At 72.1% G+C, this 22,118-nt stretch carries 20 protein-coding genes; 7 read left to right on the top strand and 13 right to left on the bottom strand.

What is annotated here, in order from left to right:
• Window positions 1-29 precede the first annotated feature (29 nt).
• On the bottom strand, window positions 30-1,112 hold the full coding sequence (locus FKR81_RS19460) for an aldo/keto reductase (RefSeq protein WP_146353499.1): 1,083 nt from the start codon (window positions 1,110-1,112) through the stop codon (window positions 30-32).
• Window positions 1,113-1,265: 153 nt separating this feature from the next.
• Here FKR81_RS19460 and FKR81_RS19465 point away from each other — a divergent pair, with 153 nt between their 5' ends.
• Window positions 1,266-2,168 carry an AraC family transcriptional regulator gene (locus tag FKR81_RS19465; RefSeq protein ID WP_146353500.1) on the top strand — a complete coding sequence of 301 codons (903 nt, stop codon included), beginning with the start codon at window positions 1,266-1,268 and terminating at the stop codon, window positions 2,166-2,168.
• A gap of 21 nt (window positions 2,169-2,189) precedes the next feature.
• Here the strand turns inward: FKR81_RS19465 and FKR81_RS19470 are convergent, their stop codons facing one another.
• Window positions 2,190-3,779, bottom strand: a complete 1,590-nt coding sequence (locus FKR81_RS19470) for an MFS transporter (RefSeq protein WP_146353501.1) — start codon at window positions 3,777-3,779, stop codon at window positions 2,190-2,192.
• 164 nt (window positions 3,780-3,943) lie between these two features.
• On the opposite strand from FKR81_RS19470, the gene FKR81_RS19475 reads away from it, so the two are divergent.
• Window positions 3,944-4,561: an LppU/SCO3897 family protein gene (locus FKR81_RS19475; protein WP_146353502.1), complete on the top strand. Its 618-nt coding sequence runs from the start codon at window positions 3,944-3,946 to the stop codon at window positions 4,559-4,561.
• Here the strand turns inward: FKR81_RS19475 and FKR81_RS19480 are convergent.
• The 7 genes from FKR81_RS19480 to FKR81_RS19510 form a co-directional block, all read right to left on the bottom strand.
• On the bottom strand, window positions 4,551-5,195 hold the full coding sequence (locus FKR81_RS19480; RefSeq protein WP_146353503.1) for a response regulator: 645 nt from the start codon (window positions 5,193-5,195) through the stop codon (window positions 4,551-4,553). The genes FKR81_RS19475 and FKR81_RS19480 overlap by 11 nt on opposite strands.
• A 3-nt stretch (window positions 5,196-5,198) precedes the next feature.
• Window positions 5,199-6,365: a sensor histidine kinase gene (locus tag FKR81_RS19485; protein WP_146353504.1), complete on the bottom strand. Its 1,167-nt coding sequence runs from the start codon at window positions 6,363-6,365 to the stop codon at window positions 5,199-5,201.
• Between the two features lie 31 nt (window positions 6,366-6,396).
• Window positions 6,397-8,889 (bottom strand): ABC transporter permease, encoded by a 2,493-nt coding sequence (locus FKR81_RS19490; RefSeq protein ID WP_146353505.1) that lies wholly within the window; start codon window positions 8,887-8,889, stop codon window positions 6,397-6,399.
• A gap of 3 nt (window positions 8,890-8,892) precedes the next feature.
• A complete protein-coding gene (locus FKR81_RS19495) occupies window positions 8,893-9,603 on the bottom strand; it encodes an ABC transporter ATP-binding protein (RefSeq protein WP_146353541.1) in 711 nt (236 codons plus the stop codon).
• Window positions 9,604-9,635: 32 nt separating this feature from the next.
• A complete protein-coding gene (locus FKR81_RS19500; RefSeq protein WP_146353506.1) occupies window positions 9,636-10,550 on the bottom strand; it encodes a CPBP family intramembrane glutamic endopeptidase in 915 nt (304 codons plus the stop codon).
• Window positions 10,551-10,630: 80 nt separating this feature from the next.
• A complete protein-coding gene (locus FKR81_RS19505) occupies window positions 10,631-11,212 on the bottom strand; it encodes a hypothetical protein (RefSeq protein ID WP_146353507.1) in 582 nt (193 codons plus the stop codon).
• Window positions 11,213-11,251: 39 nt separating this feature from the next.
• Entirely contained in the window at window positions 11,252-12,091 is an 840-nt protein-coding gene (locus FKR81_RS19510) for a helix-turn-helix transcriptional regulator (protein WP_146353508.1), read from the bottom strand.
• Window positions 12,092-12,193: 102 nt separating this feature from the next.
• Here FKR81_RS19510 and FKR81_RS19515 point away from each other — a divergent pair, with 102 nt between their 5' ends.
• The 3 genes from FKR81_RS19515 (at window position 12,194) to FKR81_RS19525 (ending at window position 14,340) form a co-directional block, all read left to right on the top strand.
• Window positions 12,194-12,901 (top strand): SDR family NAD(P)-dependent oxidoreductase, encoded by a 708-nt coding sequence (locus tag FKR81_RS19515; protein ID WP_146353509.1) that lies wholly within the window; start codon window positions 12,194-12,196, stop codon window positions 12,899-12,901.
• A gap of 39 nt (window positions 12,902-12,940) precedes the next feature.
• Window positions 12,941-13,660, top strand: coding sequence for an SDR family NAD(P)-dependent oxidoreductase (locus tag FKR81_RS19520; protein ID WP_146353510.1), 720 nt, complete (start codon window positions 12,941-12,943; stop codon window positions 13,658-13,660).
• Between the two features lie 77 nt (window positions 13,661-13,737).
• Window positions 13,738-14,340 carry a hypothetical protein gene (locus tag FKR81_RS19525; RefSeq protein WP_146353511.1) on the top strand — a complete coding sequence of 201 codons (603 nt, stop codon included), beginning with the start codon at window positions 13,738-13,740 and terminating at the stop codon, window positions 14,338-14,340.
• Between the two features lie 33 nt (window positions 14,341-14,373).
• On the opposite strand, the gene FKR81_RS19530 is transcribed toward FKR81_RS19525, so the two are convergent.
• Window positions 14,374-17,136 (bottom strand): AfsR/SARP family transcriptional regulator, encoded by a 2,763-nt coding sequence (locus FKR81_RS19530; protein ID WP_146353512.1) that lies wholly within the window; start codon window positions 17,134-17,136, stop codon window positions 14,374-14,376.
• Between the two features lie 107 nt (window positions 17,137-17,243).
• Here FKR81_RS19530 and FKR81_RS19535 point away from each other — a divergent pair, with 107 nt between their 5' ends.
• Complete coding sequence (locus FKR81_RS19535; protein WP_146353513.1) at window positions 17,244-17,690, top strand: hypothetical protein; 447 nt, start codon at window positions 17,244-17,246, stop codon at window positions 17,688-17,690.
• A gap of 59 nt (window positions 17,691-17,749) precedes the next feature.
• On the opposite strand, the gene FKR81_RS19540 is transcribed toward FKR81_RS19535, so the two are convergent.
• Both FKR81_RS19540 and FKR81_RS19545 read right to left on the bottom strand, forming a co-directional pair.
• Complete coding sequence (locus FKR81_RS19540) at window positions 17,750-18,373, bottom strand: DedA family protein (protein WP_146353514.1); 624 nt, start codon at window positions 18,371-18,373, stop codon at window positions 17,750-17,752.
• A gap of 42 nt (window positions 18,374-18,415) precedes the next feature.
• Window positions 18,416-19,267: an alpha/beta fold hydrolase gene (locus tag FKR81_RS19545; RefSeq protein WP_146353515.1), complete on the bottom strand. Its 852-nt coding sequence runs from the start codon at window positions 19,265-19,267 to the stop codon at window positions 18,416-18,418.
• A gap of 78 nt (window positions 19,268-19,345) precedes the next feature.
• Between FKR81_RS19545 and FKR81_RS19550 the strand changes: the two genes are divergently transcribed.
• Window positions 19,346-20,170, top strand: a complete 825-nt coding sequence (locus FKR81_RS19550) for an isocitrate lyase/PEP mutase family protein (RefSeq protein ID WP_235921642.1) — start codon at window positions 19,346-19,348, stop codon at window positions 20,168-20,170.
• 13 nt (window positions 20,171-20,183) lie between these two features.
• Here the strand turns inward: FKR81_RS19550 and FKR81_RS19555 are convergent, their stop codons facing one another.
• Window positions 20,184-22,010 carry a hypothetical protein gene (locus tag FKR81_RS19555; protein WP_146353517.1) on the bottom strand — a complete coding sequence of 609 codons (1,827 nt, stop codon included), beginning with the start codon at window positions 22,008-22,010 and terminating at the stop codon, window positions 20,184-20,186.
• Window positions 22,011-22,118: the final 108 nt, after the last annotated feature.

Genomic DNA, 22,118 nt, shown 5'->3' on the forward strand with positions numbered 1-22,118 from the left:
ATCGTGAGGTGAACTCTCGGTGAACGGGCCTAGTAGCGGACGGCGCTCTGCAACAGCGGCGGGTAGACGCCGGATGCCTCGCCGTCGACGGTGGTTCCGGCGAACTGCAGCATCGCCCGCAACGCGCCGTGCAACGGTGCCGGGTAGTTCAGCGTCGGCGCCGACACCTCGTCCAGCACCCGCAGGTGCTCCGCGGTGAGGGTGACGTCGAGTGCGGCGAGGTTGCTGTCGAGGTGCTCGACGCGCCGGGCGCCCAGGATCGGCACGACGGTGCCTTCGCGGGCGCGCAGCCAGGCCAGCGACACGGCCGCGGACGTCGTGCCGAGCTCGTCGGCGACGGCCGCGACGGTGTCGATGACCGTGAACTCGTCGTCGCTGGGACCGCCGACGAAGGCGGCGCGGGCGGAGTCGGTGACCTTCCCGTCGCGCCGGTACTTGCCGGACAGGAAGCCGTTCTTCAGCGGGCTCCACGGGACCAGCGCCATGCCCTGGTCCTGTGCCAGCGGCGCGAGCTCGCCCTCGACCGTGCGCGCCAGCAGCGAGTACTCGACCTGCAACGCGATCAGCGGGGTCCAGCCCTTCAGCAGCGCCGTGGTCTGCGCCTGCGCGGTGACCCACGCCGGCGTGTTGGAGAACCCGACGTAGCGGATCTTCCCGGCGCGGACCAGGTCGTCCAGTGTGCGCAGGGTTTCCTCGATCGGGGTGTGCCGGTCCCAGTTGTGCAGCCAGTACAGGTCGATGTGGTCGGTGCGCATGCGGCGCAGGGACTCGTCGAGCTGGGCGATGATCGACGACCGGCCCGCGCCGCCACCGTTGGGGTCACCGGGGAACAGGTTGGTGAAGAACTTCGACGCGAGCACCACGCGGTCGCGGCGTCCGGGGTGCGCGGCGAACCAGTCGCCGAGGATCTTCTCCGAGTGGCCGTTGGCGTAGAAGTTCGCGGTGTCGACGAAGTTCCCGCCGCGGTCCAGGTAGGTGGCGAGGATCTTCTCCGACTCCTCGACGCTGCAGCCGGCGCTACCAGGATCCTCTCCGAAGGTCATCGCGCCGAGCGCGAACGGGCTGACCCGCAGGCCGGATCGTCCGAGGGTGACGTAGTGGTCGAGTGACATGTCGTGGCTCCAAAGTGCTTGTCGGATCGGTAGTTCCATCGAAGCGGGAGCCGGGTGAGCTCGGTAGACCGATCCACGCGACCTCTTGCCCAATCCTCTCGACTTCGCCCTGATCGGGCTTGCGTAGGCGTACCGCGGATGCTTCCGTGAGGTGTGCTCCTGGACGAGATCCGCCGCCTCATCACGACCCACGCCCGACCGGACCTCGGGACGTCGATCAGTGGGCTGCTGCTGTCCAGGGTCGAGACGGTGGAACCGGACTACTCGCTGACCGAGCCGCTGTTCGTCGTCATGGCACAGGGCGGCAAGCGGCTGCTGCTCGGCGACGAGGTCTTCACATACCGGGCGGGGGACTACCTCGTGGTCACCGCCGACCTGCCCGTCACCGGTCACTTCATCGGCGCGAGCCCGCGAACTCCAGCACTGGGCACGGGTCTGGTGCTGCGCCCGGCGGCCATCGCCTCGCTGCTGCTGGAGTCCTCCGCCGGACCGCGGTCCCGCGGCACGACCAGCCCACCCGCCCTGAGCACCGGCAAGGCGGGCGCCGACCTGCTCGACGCGGTGGCCCGGATGCTGCGGCTGCTCGAGCACCCCGCGGACGCCGCAGTGCTGGCCCCGCTGATCGAGCGGGAGATCCTCTGGCGGCTGCTCACCGGACCGCACGGCGGCATGATCCGCCAGATCGGCCTTGCCGACAGCGGTCTCGCCCACGTCAGCCGCGCGATCAGGTGGATCCGCGACAACTACGCCGAACCGATGCGCATCGAGGACCTCGCCCGGTTGGCCGGGATGAGCCCGTCCGCGTTCCACCGGCACTTCCGGGCCGTCACGGCCATGAGCCCCTTGCAGTTCCAGAAACGAATCCGCCTGCAGGAGGCCCGCTCGTTCCTGATCGCCACCGCGGACGACGTCGCGGGCGTCGGCCATCTCGTCGGCTACGACAGCCCTTCGCAGTTCAACCGCGAGTACCGCAGGCTCTTCGGCGCCCCGCCGGGGCAGGACGCACTGCGCCTGCGCACGGACACCGCCCCGCAGGAGGCCCGGCACCTGCCCTGAACCGGAGCGGGGTCAGCACGACTAGTCGCGCTCCTGGCTCTCGGCCCAGATCAGGTGCCGCACCAGCGGTGTGGTGCCGTCGATGACGAGCGACCGCGCGGCGTCCTGGACCTGCTGGTCGTTCACCGTGCCGCGTTCCTGGTGCTGCCGCAGGTGTTCGTGCCAGGTCGCGACGGTGAACGTCTCCAGGAACAGGTCGGGGTCGGCGGAGTCGCGGAACAGTCCCCACTGCGTCGCGCCCGTGCGGCGCCGCGACCGGCCGACCCGGCGCATGGCCTCGATGAACGGCTCGCTGTTGGCGCGGTCCACCCGCCACTCGACGGTGATGAGCACCGGCCCGGTGGCCGCGTCGCCGTCGATCTCGGGCGGCTCCTCCCAGTACGTCGCGGGACTCACGTCCAGCCGCCGGTCGGAGAGCGCCAGACCGCGGGCCGCATAGGCGAGCACGAGCACCATGCCCGCCGCGGGAACCAGCATCGCGGCCCGCAGGCCCCACACGTCCGCGATGGTGCCCCACACGATCGCGCCGAGCGCCTGCCCGCCCATCAGCACCAGTTGGTAGTACGCCAACGCACGGGCGCGGGTCCACGCGGGCAGCAGCACCTGCGCGGTCGCGTTCAGCGTCGACAGCACCGCGATCCACGCCGCGCCGGCGAGCAGCATCGCCAGCACGGCCAGCGGGAACGCGGTGGTGACACCCGCAAGAGCCGTCGCACCGCCGTAGACGCAGGTCGCGATCGTGACCAGCAGGTTCTTCCCGGTCCGCCGCAGCAGGGCGGGCACCACGAACGCACCGCAGATCGCCCCGGCACCGACACACCCGAGCAGCACGCCGTACCCGGTCGCGCCCAGACCCAGCGGGCCGCGCGCGATCGCGGGCAGCAGCGCCCACAGCCCGCTGCCGAACACGATGAAGAGCATGCAGCGCACCAGCACCCGGAAGAACAGCGGCGAGCTGCGCACGTACCGGGCACCCGAGCGCACCGCGGTGAGCACGTGCTCGGTGCCCAGCGGGCGGTGCTCCGCCGGCCGCTTCCAGCGCCACAGCACCACCATCACCCCGAGGAACGACGCGGTGTTGAACGCGAACGTCGCCTCCGGCCCGGCCAGCGAGATCAGCAGGCCACCGAGCGCGGGCCCGATCGCCCTGCCGACGTTCATGTTCACGCCGTTGAGCAGCGCGGCCTGCGGAATCTCCTCGCGCGACACCAGTTCCGGCTGGATCGCCTGGAACGACGGCATCGACAACGCCTGTCCGACACCCATCAACGCGATCAACGCGAGCAGCGACACCGGGGCCGCGGCGCCGCTCGCGGTCAGCAGCACCAGTCCCGCCGCACCGGCCAGCATCAGCGCCTGACCGGACATCAGCACGCGCCGCCGGTCGAGTATGTCGCCCAGCGCACCGGACGGGACGACCAGCAGGAACACCGGCAGCGTCGTCGCGGTCTGCACCAGCGCGACCTGCAGCGCCGACCCGCCCAGGTCACCCATCAGCCACTGGGCGCCGACCGTCTGCGCCCAGGTGCCGATGTTGGACGCGAACTGGGCCAGCCACAACGCGCGGTACGCCGGACGCCGCAGCGGCGCCCACGCCGACGGAACAGTCATGCCTGAGGAGTCTGCCGGGGCCGTCCACTGCGGACGCTCGTGATGTGACGCTCGTCCGAGTGGTACTGGTCCGATCGGCCCATCGCTTACAGTGATCCGGAGTCTGGGGGGACTGTTCCGGCAACCAGGCGACCACCGTGCACGCCGAACAGTGAAGGCCCGCCATGACCACGCCCCCACCGCCCGTCGACGAACCCAGGTCGTCCGGTTTGCCGAAGGCGCCGCCGATCGATCCGGCGCTGGTCGCCAGGCAGCCCCGCAACCCGTTGCTCGTCAAGCTCGTCGTGGTCTGCGCCGTCTTCGCGGCCATCATCGTGTGGGTCGTGATCAGGGAGTCGCAGGGCGGGTTCACCGACGCGGGCCACGCCGTCGCCGGTGACTGCGCGGTGGTGAGCGGCGCCACCATCGACACGAAGTACGAGAAGGTGGACTGCGGTTCGGGCAAGGAGAACTACGTCGTCGGCCGGGAGCTGCGCAAGACCACCGACTCGTGCGGCGACGAGTACTCCGAGTACACCAAGGGCAGCACGAAGCTCTGCCTGATCCCCGTGCTCGTCGACGGTGAGTGCTACGGCAGCCTCTTCGGCACCTTCCTGAGCGCCGAGGTCCCGAAGGCCGACTGCAAGATGCTCGGCGCGTTCCGGGGCGAAGGTCGTCAAGGACACCGCGGACAAGTCGGTGTGCGGGCCGGACGTCGAGCTCGCGCTGGCCTACCCCGAGGTCAGGACGACGATCTGCCTCGCCAAGGCGACGGCGGGCTGAGCTCGGCCCTCACGCCTTGAGGTAGGCGAGCACCGCGAGCACCCGCCGGTGGCCCGCGTCGGTCGTGGGCAGTCCGAGCTTGCTGAAGATGTTGCCGATGTGCTTGTGGACGGCGCCGTCGCTGACGACCAGCATGCTGCCGATCGTGGCGTTGGAGTGGCCCTCCGCCATCAGGCCCAGCACCTCCCGCTCGCGCGGGGTCAGGCCGCGCAGCGGGTCGTCGGCGCGCCGTCGCACGAGCAGCTGCGCGACCACCTCGGGGTCCATCGCGGTGCCGCCCGCGGTCACCCGGTGCAGCGCGTCGAGGAAGTCGGCGACCTTGCCGACCCGTTCCTTGAGCAGGTATCCGACACCACCGGCGCCGTCGGCCAGCAGCTCGGTCGCGTAGCTCTCCTCGACGTGCGCCGACAGCACGAGCACCGCGAGGCCGGGCCACCGCCTGCGCGCCTCGACGGCGGCGCGCAGGCCCTCGTCGCGGAACGTCGGCGGCATCCGGATGTCCACCACCGCGACGTCCGGGCGGTCGGACTCGATGGCGCCGAGCAGGTCATCGGGGTTGTCGACGGCTGAGGTGACCTCCATGCCTTCCGCACGCAGCAGGTGTGTGAGGCCCTCCCGCAGCAGGGCGTCGTCCTCGGCGATCACGATGCGCACGGTTCATGGTCCCGCAGGGATGTCGACCCGCATGACGGTGGGTCCGCCGGGAGGGCTGTCGATGCTGGTGGTGCCGTCGAACGCGGCGACCCGGTGGTGGATGCCGAGCAACCCGGTGCCGTGCGCCTCGTCGGCGCCGCCGCGGCCGTTGTCGGTCACCTCGACGACGATCGCCCCGTCCTCGTCGCGCAGGCTCACGGTGATCTGGTCGGCCCCGCTGTGCTTCACGGCGTTGGTCAGCGCCTCGGCCACGACGAAGTACGCCGCGGCCTCCACCGCCGCCGGTGCGCGGGGCAGCGGCCTTTCGTCGAGCGTGCAGGGGATCGGGCAGTGCGCCACCAGCGACGCCACCGCGCCGGACAGGCCCCGGTCGGCGAGCACCGGCGGGTAGATGTCGCGCACCACCCGGCGCAGTTCGGCGAGCGCGTCGGTGGCGGCGTCCTGCGCGCCCCGCACCATGGGCAGCGCCGCGCTCGGGTCGCGGCTCAACACGCGTTCCACCATGCCCAGCTGCATCACGACCGCCACCAGCCGGTTCTGCGTGCCGTCGTGGAGGCTGCGCTCGATGCGCCGCAGTTCGGTGCCGTGCGCCTCGAGCGCGGCCGCGCGCGTCGCGGTGACCTCGGCGAGGCGGGCCACGAGCGTCTTCTTGCGCGGCCCGAGCCGGTCGGCGCTGAGGTTGGCGTACCACCGGGCGAGTGGCGGTACGGCGAGCACGCCCAGCAGGCCGTAGCCGGCGGCGGTGACGACCGCGAGCGCCGCTCCACCCCACGACTCCACCGGGATGTTCAGCGTCGAGGTCGAGCCGGGGAACAGCGGCCAGACCGCGGCCACCACCACGTTCTGCAGCACGCCGGCGACCGACCCGATCGGCACCGATCCCGCCAGCCCGCCGACGGTCGTCTGCAGCACGAGCCAGCGCAGGTCGCGCCAGGTCGGGTCCTCGGTGGCCGGTGGCGGCGGGATCGGGGTGGCGAGGAAGCGGCCGACGCGGTCGCGTTCGCCCGCCGCGAGCCCGCGGCCGAACCGCAGGACGCGGGGGAGCAGCGGCAGCGTGACGACGAACGCCACGCACAGGAGCAGCCCGATCGACACGGCCAGCGCCTGGAGTCCCACGACCGCGGTCCAGGCGAGGAACCGCCACGCACTGAGCCGCGGTCGGTCGGTCACGGTGGCTCCTCGGGTGGCAGGCGGTCTCACGTCAGGCGCCCGAGCCGACGGCGTCGACGGGGCGTCCGCGCATGGCCGAGCGGGTGGCGAGCACGATCGCGGAGAACCCGATCACGGCGGTGGCCAGCACGATAGCGCCGTACGTCAGCGGGTCGACGGCGGGCAGCGCGCGCCCGGTGGTCGCGAGGCTCAGCCCGATCAGCGGCACGACCGCCACCGCGGTGCCGATCGCGGTCGCGGCGGCGACCACGATGCCCGCCTCCAGCGTCATCATCCGCCGCACGTGCCTGCGGTTCGTGCCGATCAACCGCAGCATCGCGAACTCCCGCGTGCGCGCGCCGGTGGCCATCACCAGCGTGTTCATCACGGCGATCACCAGGTACAGCAACAGGAAGCCGTTGCCGATGAGGTTGGTTGACGACTGCTGCCGTTGCTGCTCCCGCTGGGCGGCGGCGAACGCGGACCTGTCGAGCACCGAGAGGCCCGGATACCGCGCGGACAGCTCCCGCAGCCCCGCTCCGTCGGAAGCGGAGGCCAGGATCGCGTCGTCGAACCCGTTCGTGGTGTGCCCGGCGATCAGGTCGCGCGGCGCGGTGACGTCGCCGAACCCGAGCCCGTTGGCGTAGGTCGCGACCACCCGGAGGTCCTTCTCCACCCCGTCCCCCAGGTGCACGTGCACGGTGTCGCCGACCCCGGCTCCGGCGATGCCCGCGGCCGACTTGCTCAGCGCGACCGTGTCGCCGCGCAGCTCGTCCAGGGAACCGGACGTGACCGCGAGGTCCATCGCCGTGCCCACGTGCTCGGGCTCGATTCCTTGTGCGGCAAAGGGTTCTGCCTCGACCTCGGCGAACATCCGGTACTCCAGCAGCATCTGCGTGCGCACCACCGGCAGCGCGGACCGCACACCCGGCACCTGCCGCACGGCGGCCACGACCTCGGGTGCCAGACCGGACGGACCGCCCGACAGCACGAAGTCGGCACGCACCCCCGCACTGGCCTGGTCGGCGGCCGCGGCATCCGCGGTGGAGATGCTGAAGAGCTGCACCGCGGCCATCGCGACGGCGAGCGCGAGCGGGATGACCGCCCCGCTGAGCCTGCGTGCGTTCGCCCTCGTGTTGGCCACCGCGAGGAAACCGCTGATCCGGCCGCGGCCCAGCACCGGTGCGGCGAGTGCGGTGGCGATCCGCATGAGGTGCGGGCCGAGCAGCGCGGTACCGACCATCAGCAGCAGCACCGAACCCGCCGCACCGCCGAGTGCCGCGCGGCCCTGCACCAGCAACGGCATCGCGATGCCCACCACGGCGCCGAGCACCAGGAGAACCACGCCCGCGACCCGCCGGGTGGTGCCGAGCTCCGCGGGTTCGACGGCCGCCTCACCGAGCGCGTCGACGGGGTTGGCACCGGCCAGCCGCCGCGCCGCGAAGTACCCCGCCGCCCGGCTGCCGAGCACGCACAACAGCAGTGCGGCCACGGCGGGAAGCGGGCTGTACGCGAGCTCGAGGTCGGGTGGCAACACACCCGCAGCCGCGAACGCGTCGCGCAGGAGTCCGGCCGCGGCGAAACCCGGCAGGCTGCCCAGCGCGGCTCCGGTCACCGCCACCAGGAGCACCTCGGCGCCGATCATCCGGTGGATCTGCCTCGGGGTGGCCGCGATCGCCCGCAGCACCGCCAGTTCCCGGCGCCGCTGCTGGATCGACAGTCCCAGCGTGGAGGCGACGACGAACAGCACGACCATCGCGATGGTGCCCATGAGCGACCCGGACAGCGCGGTCAGGAAACCCCGAGCCTGGCCCACGTCCAGGAACTCGACGTCCCCGATGTCGTGCCCGGTGTGGGCGGGCAGGCCGACCTCGGCGGTGATCCGGCGCGCGAGCTCGTCGGCGTCCACGCCCGGTTCGGCGAACACCCCGACCGCGGTGATCCGGCCGGACCACCGCGCGGCCACGTCGTCGGTGACGAAGACGGCGGACTGCCTGCGCAGCGACGGCGCCGAGACGAGCCCGACCACCCGGTGCTCCGCGGGAACGGAGCCGACCGCGATCCGCGTGGTGTCCCCTGTGGACAGTCCGGCCCGTGCCGCGAGCGCCGCGTCGAGCACGGCCTCGCCGGGCGCTTCCGGCCGCCTGCCCGAGGTCAGCTCGAACGGCGCCAGGCCCGCGGACGACCAGCCGTGTGCGTAGACCGGTACGTCACCGTTGGGCGGCACCACGTCCACTTCGATGCTGCGGTCTTCGACCGCGGCCCGGACTCCGGGCACCCGTGCGACCCGGTCCGCGAGGCCGGCGGGCACCGGAACCCGTTCGGCGAACGGGGTGGACGGGCCCTGCGCCTCGTCGAGCTCCTGCTTGCCGCCGACCACCACCGAAGCCGCGGCGTAGCGCTCCGCGGTGACACCGGACCGCAGGCCGGACTCCAGCAGGACACCGCTGGCGGTGATCACCGCGGCACCGAGGAACAGCGCGACGAACGCCGCCGCGAACCCGCCGCGGCGGGCCCTGATCGTGCTCAAGGCGAGGGAGAACACGGTTCACGCCTCCCCGAGGTGGGTCAGCCGGTCGGACACCTGCGCGGCCGTGGGAGCGCGCAGCTCGCCCGCGATCCGGCCGTCGGCGAGGAACACGACCGAGTCCGCGTACGAGGCGGCGACCGGGTCGTGGGTCACCATCAGCACGGTCTGCCCCAGTTCGCCGACGAGCTGCCGGAACAGCTCGAGCACCTGGCGGCCGGTGCGGCTGTCGAGCGCACCGGTCGGCTCGTCGGCGAGCACCACCTCGGGCCGGTTGATCAGCGCGCGGGCGATCGCGACCCGCTGCTGCTGCCCGCCGGACAGCTGCGAGGGACGCCGGTCGGCGCGGTCGCCCATGCCGACCCGGTGGAGCAGCTCCCGCAGCCACGCGCCGTCGATCTCGTGCCCCGACAGGCGCGGCACGAGCGCGACGTTCTGCTCGACGGTCAGCGCCGCCATCAGGTTGTAGGCCTGGAAGACGAACCCGACCCGCTCGCGGCGCACCGCGGTCAGCTTGGCCTCCTTCAGCCCGGCCAGCTCGACGTCGCCGAGCCGGACCCGGCCCGACGTCGGCCGGTCGAGGCCCGCCGCGCAGTGCAGGAACGTGCTCTTGCCCGATCCCGACGGGCCCATGACCGCGGTGAACGTGGCGCGGGCGATCCCGATGGACACCTCGCGCAACGCGGTGACCGCGCTCTCCCCGGTGCCGTAGGTCTTGGTCACGGCGTCCATGCGCAACGCGCTGGTGCCGACGAGGGTGGTGGTCACGCGTGGACCCCGGCCTTCGGCTCGACGGTGGTCGTGGCGGCCGTGGCTCGGGGGAGGCCCAGCCTGCCGCGGCTGACCGCGATCACCACGAGCGCGAACGTGCAGAGCCCGAGTGCCTGACCCCACTGCCAGTCCGCCCGGTCGCCGGGGAAGATCTCCGACCAGGCGATCGACGCGAAGTTGTTGGCGTTCGCGTGCAGCAGCATGATCAGCGGCACGCTCTGCCGCGTCCTGTTGAACACCAGGGTGATCACGAAGCTGATCGACATCGTCAGCACGAAGAACCGCGCGATCGCCTCGGGTCCGGCGTCGGGGCCCGCCCACGGGGTGAGGAACAGCGGCAGGTGCCAGGCCATCCACACGGCGCCGAGGATGGTGGTCGCCACGAGCGGGTGGTGGCGCTCCTGCAGGCGGGTCAACGCGAAGTCGCGCCAGCCCGGCTCCTCGGCCAGGCCGGTGGTGAAGAACTGGATCACCAGCATCGGCAGGTAGACCGCGAGCGCCATCGTGGACGGGAACCGCATCGCCTCCTGCGCGCCGTCCATCGCCAGCGTGCCCAGCACGACCGCGACCGGAACCCCGAGCAGCGCCAGCGCGTACCACCCGAGTCCGGCGCGGACCTGGAACAGCCGTTTGCGCCACCGGCGCAGTCCCGCACGTCCCTCGGTGACGGCGGTGACGGTGAACGCCGCGGTCAGCGGCCCGAGGTAGGCGCCGGGGAGGATCGCGGTCAGCTGGTTGCCCATGATCAAGTCCGGATACCGGAAGTGCAGGACGCCGAGCCCGTCGAACGACAGGATGTACGGCATCCAGGCGAGCCAGCTGATGCCGAAGGCGAGGCCGAAGAACGTGATCAGCGGGTAGCGCAGAACCCAGGCCTGCCAACGGTTCGCGGATGGTGTGGAAGTCATGGGAGAAGGCTAGGAACGGATCTTGCCCAAGTCAGTCGAGGCAAGGGGCGTCCTCGTGGTGGAGCCAGCTCCACCATCGGCTACTCGTACTCCTGGCCGCACTCGAGGAGATCGACCATGTCCGCCCAGGTGAGCGCCGGCACCGAGGTCACGCCCTGCGGCTCGGGGTAGAGCTGGACCGACGGTCCCGGCAGGGGTTTGCGGATCCCGTCGCCGGGATCCCAGCCGCCCAGCGCGCCCGCCATGGCGCACTCCAGGTACTGCGGCACGTTGTGGTTGTACCAGCGCAACCCGCTGGCCCGGCTGCCGTCACCGGGGCGGCGCGGCACGTTCACGCCGAAGTCCGGATAGGACAGCTCCGGTCCCTCCGCGAAGTCCCGGAGGTCGGCGATCTGCGACAGGATCAACTGTTCCCAGACCTCGAACCCGTCCATTCCGGACACCACGGCCAGGTCGCTGGTCCGCCACGCCGGGTCGAACGGGGGAACGGGAGCCGTGACGGCGCCGATCAGCATGCTCGAGACCACGTCGAGCGGCAGAGCGGAACGGGACCGCTCGGCACGGCCCAGCTGCCAGAGCGCGCGCAGGTACTCCTCGAGCGTCCGGGTCGTGTCCTCGGATGCGTCCAGCACCGATCGGTAGAGGTCGCGGTTGGTGATCACGGGCCTCAGGTTACGGAAAACGGCGCCTTGTGGCTGTCGTCATCCGACGAGTGCCTGGGTGCCCAGCACGGTGAGCAGCGCCAGGCGTTCGGCGTCCTCGGTGCCCGGCTCGGCGGTGTAGACGATGATGCGCAGGTCGCTGCCCGCCACCGTGAGCACGTCGCAGTCCAGCGTCAGCGTCCCCACCCGCGGGTGGTCGATGGTCTTGCGCGCGGCCACGTGGTGGCCGACCGCACCGGAGTCCCACAGCTCGGCGAACCGGGCGCTCTTCGCGCACAGTTCGGCGATCAGCTGCCGCAGCCGCTGGTCGGCCGGGTAGCGGGCGGCAGCCGTGCGCAGGTCGGCGACCATCGTGGCCTCGAACTCGCGCCGCTCCTCCGCTGTGTGCCGGACGCGAGAGCCGGGGCCGACCATGTTGCGCCACACGCCGTTGCGCTCGAAGCCGCGCTGGCCGGTCGGATCGCCCATCAGCGCGGCGTACGGCGGGTTGGCCACGATCAGCGTCCACGCCGCGTCGGAGACCGCGACCGGAGTGCCGGTCAGCCGGTCCAGCAGCCGCTGGACGCTCGGCGTGATGTGCGCGGGCACCGTGTCCGGGCCCGGCGGGACGAGGCCCGCCAGCCGGAACAGGTGGACGCGCTCGTCTGCCGACAACCGCAGTGCCCTGGCGAGCGCTTCGACGACCTGCTCGGACGGGTTGGTCGCCCGGCCCTGTTCGAGGCGGGTGACGTAGTCGACGGAGATCCCGGCCAGCAGCGCCAGCTCCTCGCGCCGCAGCCCGGCCGCGCGCCGGTGTCCGCCCGCGGGCAGCCCCGCCGACTCGGGGGAGACCTGGTCGCGCCAGCGGCGCACCGCCTTGCCGAACTCCGCCGTCCTCACACCACCCAGTCTGCATCGCGGGCCAGGCGGGTGCCTGGTACCGGCGGTCCCAGGAAGAAAAGGCGGCTGGCTGACAGCACTGCCGCACAGGACCGTTGAGGCATGACAACGATTCTGATCACCGGAGCGAACAAGGGACTCGGCTTCGAGACCGCCCGGCAACTCGTCGCAGCGGGTCACACCGTGTACGTCGGCAGCAAGGACGCCGAACGCGGACGCCGGGCCGCGGCCGAGCTGGGCGCGCGGGCGGTCCAGCTCGACGTCACCGACGACGCCTCCGTGGCGGCCGCCGCGCAGGTCGTCGAGGCGGGCGGCGGGCTGGACGTGCTGATCAACAACGCCGGGATCGAGGAGAGGGCTGACGGCAACACCGTGATCGGCGCCGCGGACGTGACCGCGGACCTGATGCGGCGGACGTTCGAGACCAACGTCTTCGGCACGGTGCGCGTCACCCACGCGTTCCTCCCGCTGCTGCACCGCTCCGCCGCCCCGGTCGTGGTCAACGTCAGCAGCAGCCTGGGGTCGTTGACCCGGCTCACCAGCCCGGACGCCCCGCAGCACGGCTACCCCGGTGTGGCCTACCCGGCGTCGAAGACCGCGGTCAACACGATCACCGTGCAGTACGCGAAGGCGTTCCCGGCCATGCGGATCAACGCGGTGGAGCCCGGCTTCACCAGGACCGACTTGAACGGGAACACCGGGTTCCAGACCGTCGAGCAGGGCGCCGAGATCATCGTGCGGATGGCGCAGGTGGGCCAGGACGGCCCCACCGGGGGCTACTTCGACGCCGCGGGTCCGCTGCCTTGGTAAGCGCTTACCAAGGCGGCCGAATCTTGGTATCAAGCACACATGACAAGAACAGCAGTGGTGACCGGTGGCGGCACGGGCATCGGGAAAGCGGTGGCCAAACGCCTGGTCGAGCAGGGGCTGGACGTGGTGATCACCGGCAGGCGCGCCGACGTGCTGGCCGCCGCCGCAGCCGAGATCAACGCGAAGGCGGTCACCTTCGACGCGTCTTCGCCGGAGGAGGTGCAGGCCGCGCTGGCTGATCTGCCGGATCGGGTGGACGTGCTGGTCAACAACGCGGGCGGCAACATGACGCGGCGCCTCCCCGCTGCGGAGACCCTTTCGGCCGTGCGGGACGTCTGGCTCGCCAACTTCGAGTCCAACGTGCTCAGCGCCGTGCTCGTCACGACGGGACTGGAGCCGCGGCTGGCCGACGACGCGCGGGTGGTGACGATCGGCTCGATCGCGGCGCGTCGCGGTTCGAGCAGCTACGGCCCGGCGAAGGCCGCGCTCGAGGCGTGGACCGCGGAGCTGGCGTTCCAGGTCGGCGGTCGCGGCATCACGGTGAACGTCGTCTCGCCCGGCGTCACCGAGGAGACCGAGTTCTTCGGCGGCACCCTGTCCGAGGAACGGCGCAAGAAGCTGATCGGCAACCCCGCGAACGGGCGCACCGGCAGGCCGGTCGACGTGGCCGCGGCCGTCGCGTTCCTCGCCTCACCCGAGGCCGGGCACATCACCGGTCAGGTCATCGGGGTGAACGGCGGGGTCGGGCTCGGACGCTGACGGCACGGCGGTGGCCGCCACCACCGTCGGCCCGCATCCACCGGGTGGAGCAGACGCTTGATGGATACGGTGCAACCATGTCAGCCACCCAGATCCCGCTGTGGGTCACGTACTCGCTCGCGGTGATCGCACTGGTCGGCCCGCTGGGCGGAGCGGTGATCGGCGGCAGGGTGCAGGCGAAACGCGATGACAAGCGTTGGGAGCGGGAGAGGGATCGCGAGGAGCTGCGCTACGACCGCGAAATGACCAAGCTGCGCAACGAACGCGATCACGACCTGCTGAAGCTCTGGCACGCCGCGCGGCTCGATGGTCATGCGCGGATGCTTTATTCCCTGGCCAGGTGGAAAACCGCTGCTGTAACCATGATAGGGCGTGTCGAATTGTCTGCGCAGGATGGGCGTGAGCTGTCGGAAGACACGTTCGAAAACGTGCGGAAAGCATCGGTGCAAATCGTGGAGAACCTGCCGCCGGTCGAGCTGTACGGGTCTGCGAAGGTTCGTGATGCTGCTGAACGCGTGCACTCGCAGATGTCGATATTCGACTTGCGCATGGTCACGCATCTCAACAAAGCTGACTTCAAGACCGTACAGGACGCCGCCTTCGTGCTATTTGATCGAGCTGAGGAACTGTCGACGTTGATTCGAGAGGATATTGGACTGTTGCGAGAGGAGAAGCGCTAGCTTCGGTGCGGTTGTCCGCCAGCACGATCAGGATCACGGAAGGCGCAAGCAGGACTCGGTGAGACCCAGCCGGGTCAGGACCGCCCGGTACTCGTCGCCACCCGCGCCCACGCGGTGCAGGCGGGCGAGCACGCGGGCGATCTGGACCTGGTCGTCCACGTGGCGCCAGACGTCCAGCGCGTGCCGCAGATACCCGACCGCGTCCCGCGTGCGGCCGGTCGCGATGGCCAGATCCGCCTGGGCACGCAGGACTTCGCCGATCCCGTCCGCGCACGCGTGTTCCTCGTGCACCGCGAGCGCCGCCTCGAGGCGCAACGTCGCCTGAGCCCACCGGCCCGCCCGGATGTCGACGTCGGCGGCCGCCTGGTCGAGGTAGGCGAGGCCGCTCGTCTCGTTCGCCTCCTCGGCGATCTTCCGGGCGTTGGTCAGCTCCACCTCCGCCTCGTCGAGCCTGCCGAGGTCGGTGAGCGCGATGGCGTGGTGGTAGTGGATCAACGACGTGCGCACCGTCTGCGGCCCGTTGGCGAGCACCTCCGCGAACAACGGCACGGCGCGCGCGGGATCGCCTGCCTCGGCGAGCGTCCAGGCGAGGCTCGCGAGACAGTGCCGCACGACATCGGGGCAGGCGGAACGGGCCGCGCTGACGGCCTGCTCCATCCAGTCGATCGCGTCGGTGAGCCTGCCGAGCCGGGCGGCCGCCTGGCCGCGTCTGCGCAACGCCCGCGCCTCCCACTCCGGGGTGCGGGCGGCGGCCATCAGCGCATCGGCGATCGCCGACAGTTCCGCGTAGTGGTTGCGCTGCAGGCGGATCTCGAACAACGCGTCGTGCAGCCGGACGTCGTCGTCCAGGAGCAGCACGGCGCGCAGCAGGCGTTCCAGCTCACCGCTGTACGAGCGCAGCCACCAGAAGCCCGTCATCCGCAGCACCAGCGCGACGGCGAGGTCCGCCCGGCGCAGCGCGCACGCCTGTTCCACGGCGCAGACCAGGCTCTGCCGTTCCGCCTCGAACCAGTCGAGCGGTGCGCGCCGGGCGGCGTCCGTCGGCGGGACCGCCGTGACCGCGGGCGGGTGCACCAGTTCGTGCGGGATGAGGTCGTCCGCATCGGCCGCGAGCGCGAGCCAGCCGGTCAGCACGTCGGTGGGGTCGCTGTCCTCGTCCTGCTCACGGGCGAAAGCCAGGACGAGGTCGTGCATCCGGAACCGCTCCTGCCCGGCCGCGTCCCGGCCGAGTTGCTCGACCAGGTGCGCGTCCACGAGCGCGTCCAGGCCGCCGGCCAGCCGGGTGGCGACCCAGGCGGGCCAGTCCGGTGCGGTGAGTCCGCCGATCCGCCGGAAGAGCTTGCGCGCCAACGGGTCCAGCGCGTGGTAGCTGAGCCCGATGCCCGCCCGGACGTCCAGGTCACCCACCCGCAGCGTGTCGAGGCGATCACGTTCGCCGGCCAGCCGCGAGCACAGGTCCTCGAGCCGCCAGGTGGTGTTGACCGCCAGCAGACCAGCGGCGACCGACAGGGCGAGCGGGAGATGCCCGCACAGCTCGGTGATCCGGGCAGCGGCGTGGTGCTCCGCCGCGACGCGGTCCTGACCGATGGCGTTCGCCAGCAGCTCAACGGCTTCCGGCGTGGTCAGCACGGGGACCGTCCACCGCGTCACGCCCAGCAGCGCACCCAGCCGGTGCCGCGAGGTGATCAGCGTCGCCTGCCCGTTCACCAGCGGGCGGACCTGCTCCTCGTCCCGCGCGTCGTCGAGCACGACCAGCACCCGCCTGCCCGCGAGATGGCTGCGGTACAACGAGATCCGCTCCGCCGGGTCGTCGGGCGGAGGGTCGGCGCCGAGCGCGCGCAGGAACCGGCCGAGCACCTCGTGCGGATCGGGCGTGGCCCGCAGGTCCGCGTACAGCCGGCCGTCCGGGAAGTCGGCCTGGCGCGCGACCGCGAGCGCCAGCGCCGTCTTGCCCACGCCGCCGGGGCCGAGCAGCAGCACCACACCGGTGGCCTCGCTGATCTCCCGCACCAGCTCGACCCGGCCCGCCAGGGGCACCAGGTGCGAGGGGAGCTGCTGCGGCACGACCATCGCCGTCACCCCGCGCAGCGCTTGGCTCTCCAAGCGCCGCAACGACTCGCCCGGTTCGATGCCGAGGTCGGCGGTGAACGTCCGGTGCACGCGCCGGTACTCCTCGAGCGCCTCCGCGCGGCGGCCCGCGTGCAGCAGGGCCCGCATCCGCTTCTCCCGCAGGCCTTCCCGGTAGGGGTGCTCGCGGACGAGGTCGGGCAGCGCGCGCAGCACGTCGTCGCCGCGTCCCAGCGCGAGCTCGGCGTCCAGTCGCGCCTCGAGCGCCGCGAGCCGTTCGTCGTGCAGGTTCTGCCGCATCGCCACGACGAGCTCGTCCGGCACGTCGGCGAGCGCCGGACCACGCCACAACGCGAGCGCGTCGGTCAGCGCGCCGACCGCGGCCGCCTGCTCACCCCGCTCGGCGAGCTCCCGTCCACGGGAGATGAGCGAGCGGAACTCGTCGAGGTCCAGTTCGTGCCCGGCGAGGCACAGCTCGTAGCCGATCGGCCGGGAGACGATCACTCCCGCGCCGAGCCGCCCGCGCAGCCTGCTGACCAGGTTGTGCAACTGGGCCCGCGCGGTCGGCGGCGGGACGGGCCAGAGCGCCTCGACCAGCGCGTCGGCGCGCACCGTCGTGCCCGCACCGAGCAGCAGCGTGGCGAGCACGAACCGCTCCCTGCCACTACCCGCGGGCAACGGCACGCCGTCGCGCCTGACCTCGACCGCGCCGAGCACACCGAACCGCACCGAGTCTTCCCCCTCGGCACCGAGGGTAGCCGCTTGTTAGTGGCTTGTTAGAGCACTCGGCGAGAGTCTGCCGAGTTCACATCAGGCTCAGCAGGGGAGTGCGAAAAGTGAAGAAAGTCCTGATCGGCGCCATGGCGGCGCTGGCATGCCTGGCCGCCGCACCCGCCGCGCAGGCGGCACCGTCGACGCCGGCGCCGTACAAGCTGGTCGACCAGTGCGCGGGCAACATGGTGCCCGGCTTCCCGAAGGTGCTGTCCAACCAGCTGGGCGACACCCAGGGACGTCTCGAGCTCCGGTACTCCAGCGCCGCCGGGGGCACGAACTGCGTGCAGCTCTACGACATGGCGCCCGGCAAGCACAGCATGACCGTCACCATCAAGAGGGAAGGTCTGAGCTACCAGGGTTCGGACTCCGGCGTCTACGACCTGTACGCGGGCGGCGTCGCGGTGACCGGCACGAACGGCAAGTGCGTCTGGGTGAGCGGCTCGCTCGTCATGGGCTCGCACTCGGTGGACCGCTTCCGCGGCAGCTGGGGCCCGGTGGCCTGCGGCTGAGCGGCTGAGAACTGGGGGTGGCGCCGCGGCCCGGTGGGTCGCGGCGCCTGCCGCCGAGATCAGGCTTCCTGCGGTTGTTCTTCCAGCGTGCGCCGGTGACGCCTGCGCAGCACCAGCATGATCGTGACGCCGGAGACCACCGCGAACGCGAGGCCGATCCAGGAGAAGCGGTGCAGCCACTTCTCGGCCACGACACCCAGGTAGTACACGGCCGCGGTGGTGCCGCCCGCCCAGACGATGCCGCCCAGTGCGTTGGCGGCGAAGAAACGGCCGTACGCCATGTGCATCGAGCCGGCCAGCGGACCGGCGAGGATGCGCAGCAGTGCGACGAACCGGCCGAAGAACACCGCCCACGCGCCGTGCTTCGCGAACGTGCCGCGCGCCCGTTCGATCTGCTCGGGGCCGAAGTGCTTGGGAAACTTCCGGCCGGCGAAGGCGAACAGCTTGGCGCCGTGCTTGCGGCCGAGCAGGTAGCCGATGCTGTCGCCGATGATCGCGCCCGTGGCCGCGAAGACACCGATCCACAGCGGGTTGAGCTCGTCGTGCTGGGACGCCAGGAGCGACGACCCCACGAGGACGATCTCGCCCGGCAGCGGGATGCCGATGCTCTCCACGCCGATCACGAGGCCGACGGTGAGGTACACCAGCAGCGGCGGGATGGTCTCCAGCCATTGTTGGATCATCTAGACGAATCCGTCCGTTCGGTGATGCTCGACGGGCACAGGCTAGGGCAGGCCGATCGACCGGTCGCCCGCGGTGCGGAGCCACTCCAGCGCCGCCGGTGCGTCGTTGAGCACCGAGATGTGGCCGTGCTCGGGGAATAGTCGCAGCTCAGCGGTGGGGCAGTGGCGGGCGAGCCACTCGCCGTGGGAGCTGGGGATGACCCGGTCCTGCCCGCCGTGCAGCAGCAGGACCGGCGCGGTGATCGTCGTCGGGTCGCAGCCCCACGGCGTGACGTACGCGAGGTCGTCTTCGATCAGAGGCGCCGGACCGCCCGCGAGCGCCGGGCCGACGACGCTGCCGAACCAGCCCCACGGCCCGTCGAACGCGGCGAGGTCCGCTGGCGCGAACTCCATCTCCGGGTTGTCCGGGCGCGCCTCGTAGGCCTCCTTCGCCACGCGACCGGCCGCGGCCGAGCGGAGCGAGCCGGCGCTCGACTCCGACATGCCCGCGAACCAGTCCAGCCCGGCCGCGTCGAACGGGGCGATGCCCGCGGCGCTGACCACCGCGACGACCCGGTCGGGCAGCAGCGCGCCGCACCCCAGCGCGAACGACCCGCCACCGGAGTGGCCCATGACCGCGAACCGTTCGATGCCCAGTGCGTCGGCGACCTCCGCGACGTCCGCGGCCACCGAGCCGACGGTCCGGCCGGGCTGCGGGCTCGACCCGCCGTAGCCGGGCCGGTCGAACGACACCCAGCGGATGCCGAGCTGGTCCGACACGGCGAACAGCGGTTCCGGCGGCGTGCCGATGTTCGGCGTGCCGTGGTGCCAGAACACGACGAGCTCACCTGCCGGACCGGTGTCGTACACGTGCACCGTGCGGCCGTCGGCCAACGCCAGATCGGTCTCGATCACGCGCCCGAACCTAGCAGCGGCGCACCGGGGTCCATGGGTAGTCTGCGGCCGGACGTGCGGATCACTAGGGGGAACGTCGTGGGGATCGAGCAGAAGGCTTTGGCACTGCGGGAGTTGCACGCGAGCGGAATCCTCGTGCTGCCGAACGCGTGGGACGCGGCCAGCGCCGCGATCATCGCGGGAGCTGGCGCGAAGGCGGTCGCCACGACCAGCGGTGGTGTCGCGTGGAGCGTGGGCAAGTCCGACGGTGGTGGCATGACCCGCGACGAGATGATCGAGCAGGTGCGGCGGATCACGGCCGTCGTGGACGTGCCGGTGACCGCGGACGTCGAGGGCGGCTACGGCCACGAGCCCGAGGCCGTGGCGAAGACCGTCGAGGCCGTGATCGAGGCGGGTGCGGCGGGCATCAACCTGGAGGACTCGAAAGCGCCGGGCGGCCCGCTGTTCACCGCCGCCGAGCACGCAGACCGGATCAGGGCGGGGCGTGCGGCCGCTGCTGAGGCCGGGCTGGCCGAGTTCTTCATCAACGTGCGCACGGACGTCTTCCTGTTCCAGATCGGCGAGGCCGACGGCAGGCTCGACGACGTCCTGCGGCGGGCCGCGGCGTACGCCGAAGCGGGCGCGGACGGCCTGTTCGTGCCCGGACTGATCGACCTGGACCTGTTGGCGCGGTTGACGAAGAGCACCGACCTGCCCGTCGGTGTGATGGCGTGGCCGGGTGCGCCGACGGTCGCCGAGTTCGAGCAGGCCGGGGTGCGGCGGGTCAGCGTGGGCACCGGCATCAGCCAGGCCGCCTACACCGTCGCCCAGCGGGCCGCGGTCGAGCTGCTCACCAAGGGCACGTACTCCGAGCTGGAGGGCGCGCTCGACTTCGGCACCATGAACGGCTTGTTCAGCAACTGATCAACGCCGGGCGCTAGCGGAACTCCGCGGTCACCAGCAGCCGCAGGTGCGCCGCGAGCCAGGTGCGGGGGGCGGGCTCCTCGACGAAGGCGTTCACCAGACCGGCCGAGGTGCGCAGGCCGGTCTGGTGCAGCTCGGCCGCGACCTCGCGCAGCCGTGCGGGCAGGCTCGGCGGCAGGTGGTGGAGCCCGCGATGCGCCGCCTCCGCCAGCACCGTCAACGCGCTGCTGACGGCGGCGCTGATCGGTTCGGTCGTCGTCGTGGTGTGCTCGAGCACCGGTGACGTGCTCGTGCCCGCGAGATCCGGCACCACGACACCGGACTCCGTGTGCACGGCCAGCGGATCGATGACGATCCGGCCCCGTGCGCGGCGCAGGCTCCCGCTGACGTGCAACGGCCCGGCCCGCAACGCGTCGGCCAGCGCGTCGAGCGCGTGCGGGCTGACGCTGCGGTGCGTCATCTCGACCGTGGCGCTTCGCCCGGCGACGTCGGTGATCACCGCCTCCACCCGTTGTGCCGCCGGGTCGTAGCCGACGTGCTCGACCCCGGCGATCCGCACCACTCGCACCAGCTCGGCCGCCACCCGCGCCCGGACGACACGGGGTGGCAGCGCGGCCAGCTGCGCCTCGGCCTGCGCGAGGTCGTGGACCACCAGCGCGGCGGGCAGGTCCGCCCACGCCGTGCCGACCGGGGTGACGGACGTCTTCGCCACCCGGCTCGTCTTGAGCTTGAGCACGCGACTCGCGCTGCGCGACGCCGACTCGGACACGACGTTCGCCGCCGCCAGCGTCCGCGCGGTGCGCAGGGCCGTGTCGCGGTGCACGAGCACCACCTCGCCCGACGCGAAGTAGACGTCCGCTGCCTGCTCGGTGCGCATCCGGCAGCCCAGCGCGGTGAGGCGCACCCGGCGCAGCGGTGTCTCCGCGGGCTCGTCCGCACCCAGCACCTCCGAGCGCGACCCCGTCGCCGTGGCGCGCGCGTGCAGTTCGGTCACCAGCTCGGCGAACCGCTCCGCCTCGTACGCGGCGCTGCGCGCGCGATAGGCGTCGAGCTGGCCGAGCAGGTCGTCGATCGCCGCGGCCGGCCAGTGCAGCTTGCGCGTGACGAGGTCGCGCTGCAGGCGGAGCCACGTCGCGTCCAGCACCGGGCTCGCGTGCGCCGCGCCTTCCTCGAGCAACTCCTCCAGCAGCGCGCCGACCGTGCGCAGGTCCGCGGCCGCGGCTGGGCCACCGCCCACGTCGAACCGGGAGGACCCCGTCAGACCGAGCTCGTCGGCCACCCGGAACGCCCACACCGCCAGCACGACGGCCTCGTCGCGGTGCGCGATCGTCGCGTCGGTGCGGGCGAAGGCGAGGTCGCCCGGCACGAGGAAGCTGACCACGCAGGTCGGCAGCTCGGCGACGGCCGTCGGGTCCTCCGTCGTCGGTCTGCGCACCTTGGCCTGGTACCCGGCTCGCCGGGTGCGGTCGGCCCGGCGCACCGCGGGCTCGCCGAACAACGCCACCAGCTCGTCGTCGGTGACCGAGCCGGGCGACCAGACCTCGGCGGGCGGCGCGTCGGCAGGACCGCACGAGCGCTGGTACGCCAGCACGAGTGCGATCCGGTGGCGGCACACGCCGGGCGCGCCGCAGCTGCACACCGCGGCGTCGAGCGTCGTGCGCGGCGGCAGTGCGGACGAGACGCCGTCGCTGAAGGTGCCGCGCACGACGCCGTCCGCGTCGATCTCGACGGCCGGGCCCGCGCCCGCGTCGAGCTCCTTGGCCGCGCGCTTCACCAGGCCGCGGTTGGCCAGCGCGGCGAGCGCGTCCGGCGTCAGGGCGAGCAGGTCCGGTCTGGTCATGTGAGCTTCTCCGCGACGAACTCGGCCAGCTGGCCCGGTGTCATGGCGCCGACGTGGGCGCCCACGTCGGCGAGGCGCTGGGCGAGGACCCGGTCGTAGTCGGGGTTC

Source organism: Lentzea tibetensis, from assembly GCF_007845675.1.
Classification (GTDB): domain Bacteria; phylum Actinomycetota; class Actinomycetes; order Mycobacteriales; family Pseudonocardiaceae; genus Lentzea; species Lentzea tibetensis.

What these genes read in the sequence shown, in the direction of transcription:
- FKR81_RS19525 (WP_146353511.1), top strand. Translation starts at nt 13,738, where the DNA reads ATGTCAGCCACCCAGATCCCGCTGTGGGTCACGTACTCGCTCGCGGTG.
- FKR81_RS19515 (WP_146353509.1), top strand. Translation starts at nt 12,194, where the DNA reads ATGACAACGATTCTGATCACCGGAGCGAACAAGGGACTCGGCTTCGAG.
- FKR81_RS19460 (WP_146353499.1), bottom strand. Translation starts at nt 1,112, where the DNA reads ATGTCACTCGACCACTACGTCACCCTCGGACGATCCGGCCTGCGGGTC.
- FKR81_RS19475 (WP_146353502.1), top strand. Translation starts at nt 3,944, where the DNA reads ATGACCACGCCCCCACCGCCCGTCGACGAACCCAGGTCGTCCGGTTTG.
- FKR81_RS19500 (WP_146353506.1), bottom strand. Translation starts at nt 10,550, where the DNA reads ATGACTTCCACACCATCCGCGAACCGTTGGCAGGCCTGGGTTCTGCGC.
- FKR81_RS19495 (WP_146353541.1), bottom strand. Translation starts at nt 9,603, where the DNA reads ATGGACGCCGTGACCAAGACCTACGGCACCGGGGAGAGCGCGGTCACC.
- FKR81_RS19540 (WP_146353514.1), bottom strand. Translation starts at nt 18,373, where the DNA reads ATGATCCAACAATGGCTGGAGACCATCCCGCCGCTGCTGGTGTACCTC.
- FKR81_RS19555 (WP_146353517.1), bottom strand. Translation starts at nt 22,010, where the DNA reads ATGACCAGACCGGACCTGCTCGCCCTGACGCCGGACGCGCTCGCCGCG.
- FKR81_RS19520 (WP_146353510.1), top strand. Translation starts at nt 12,941, where the DNA reads ATGACAAGAACAGCAGTGGTGACCGGTGGCGGCACGGGCATCGGGAAA.
- FKR81_RS19470 (WP_146353501.1), bottom strand. Translation starts at nt 3,779, where the DNA reads ATGACTGTTCCGTCGGCGTGGGCGCCGCTGCGGCGTCCGGCGTACCGC.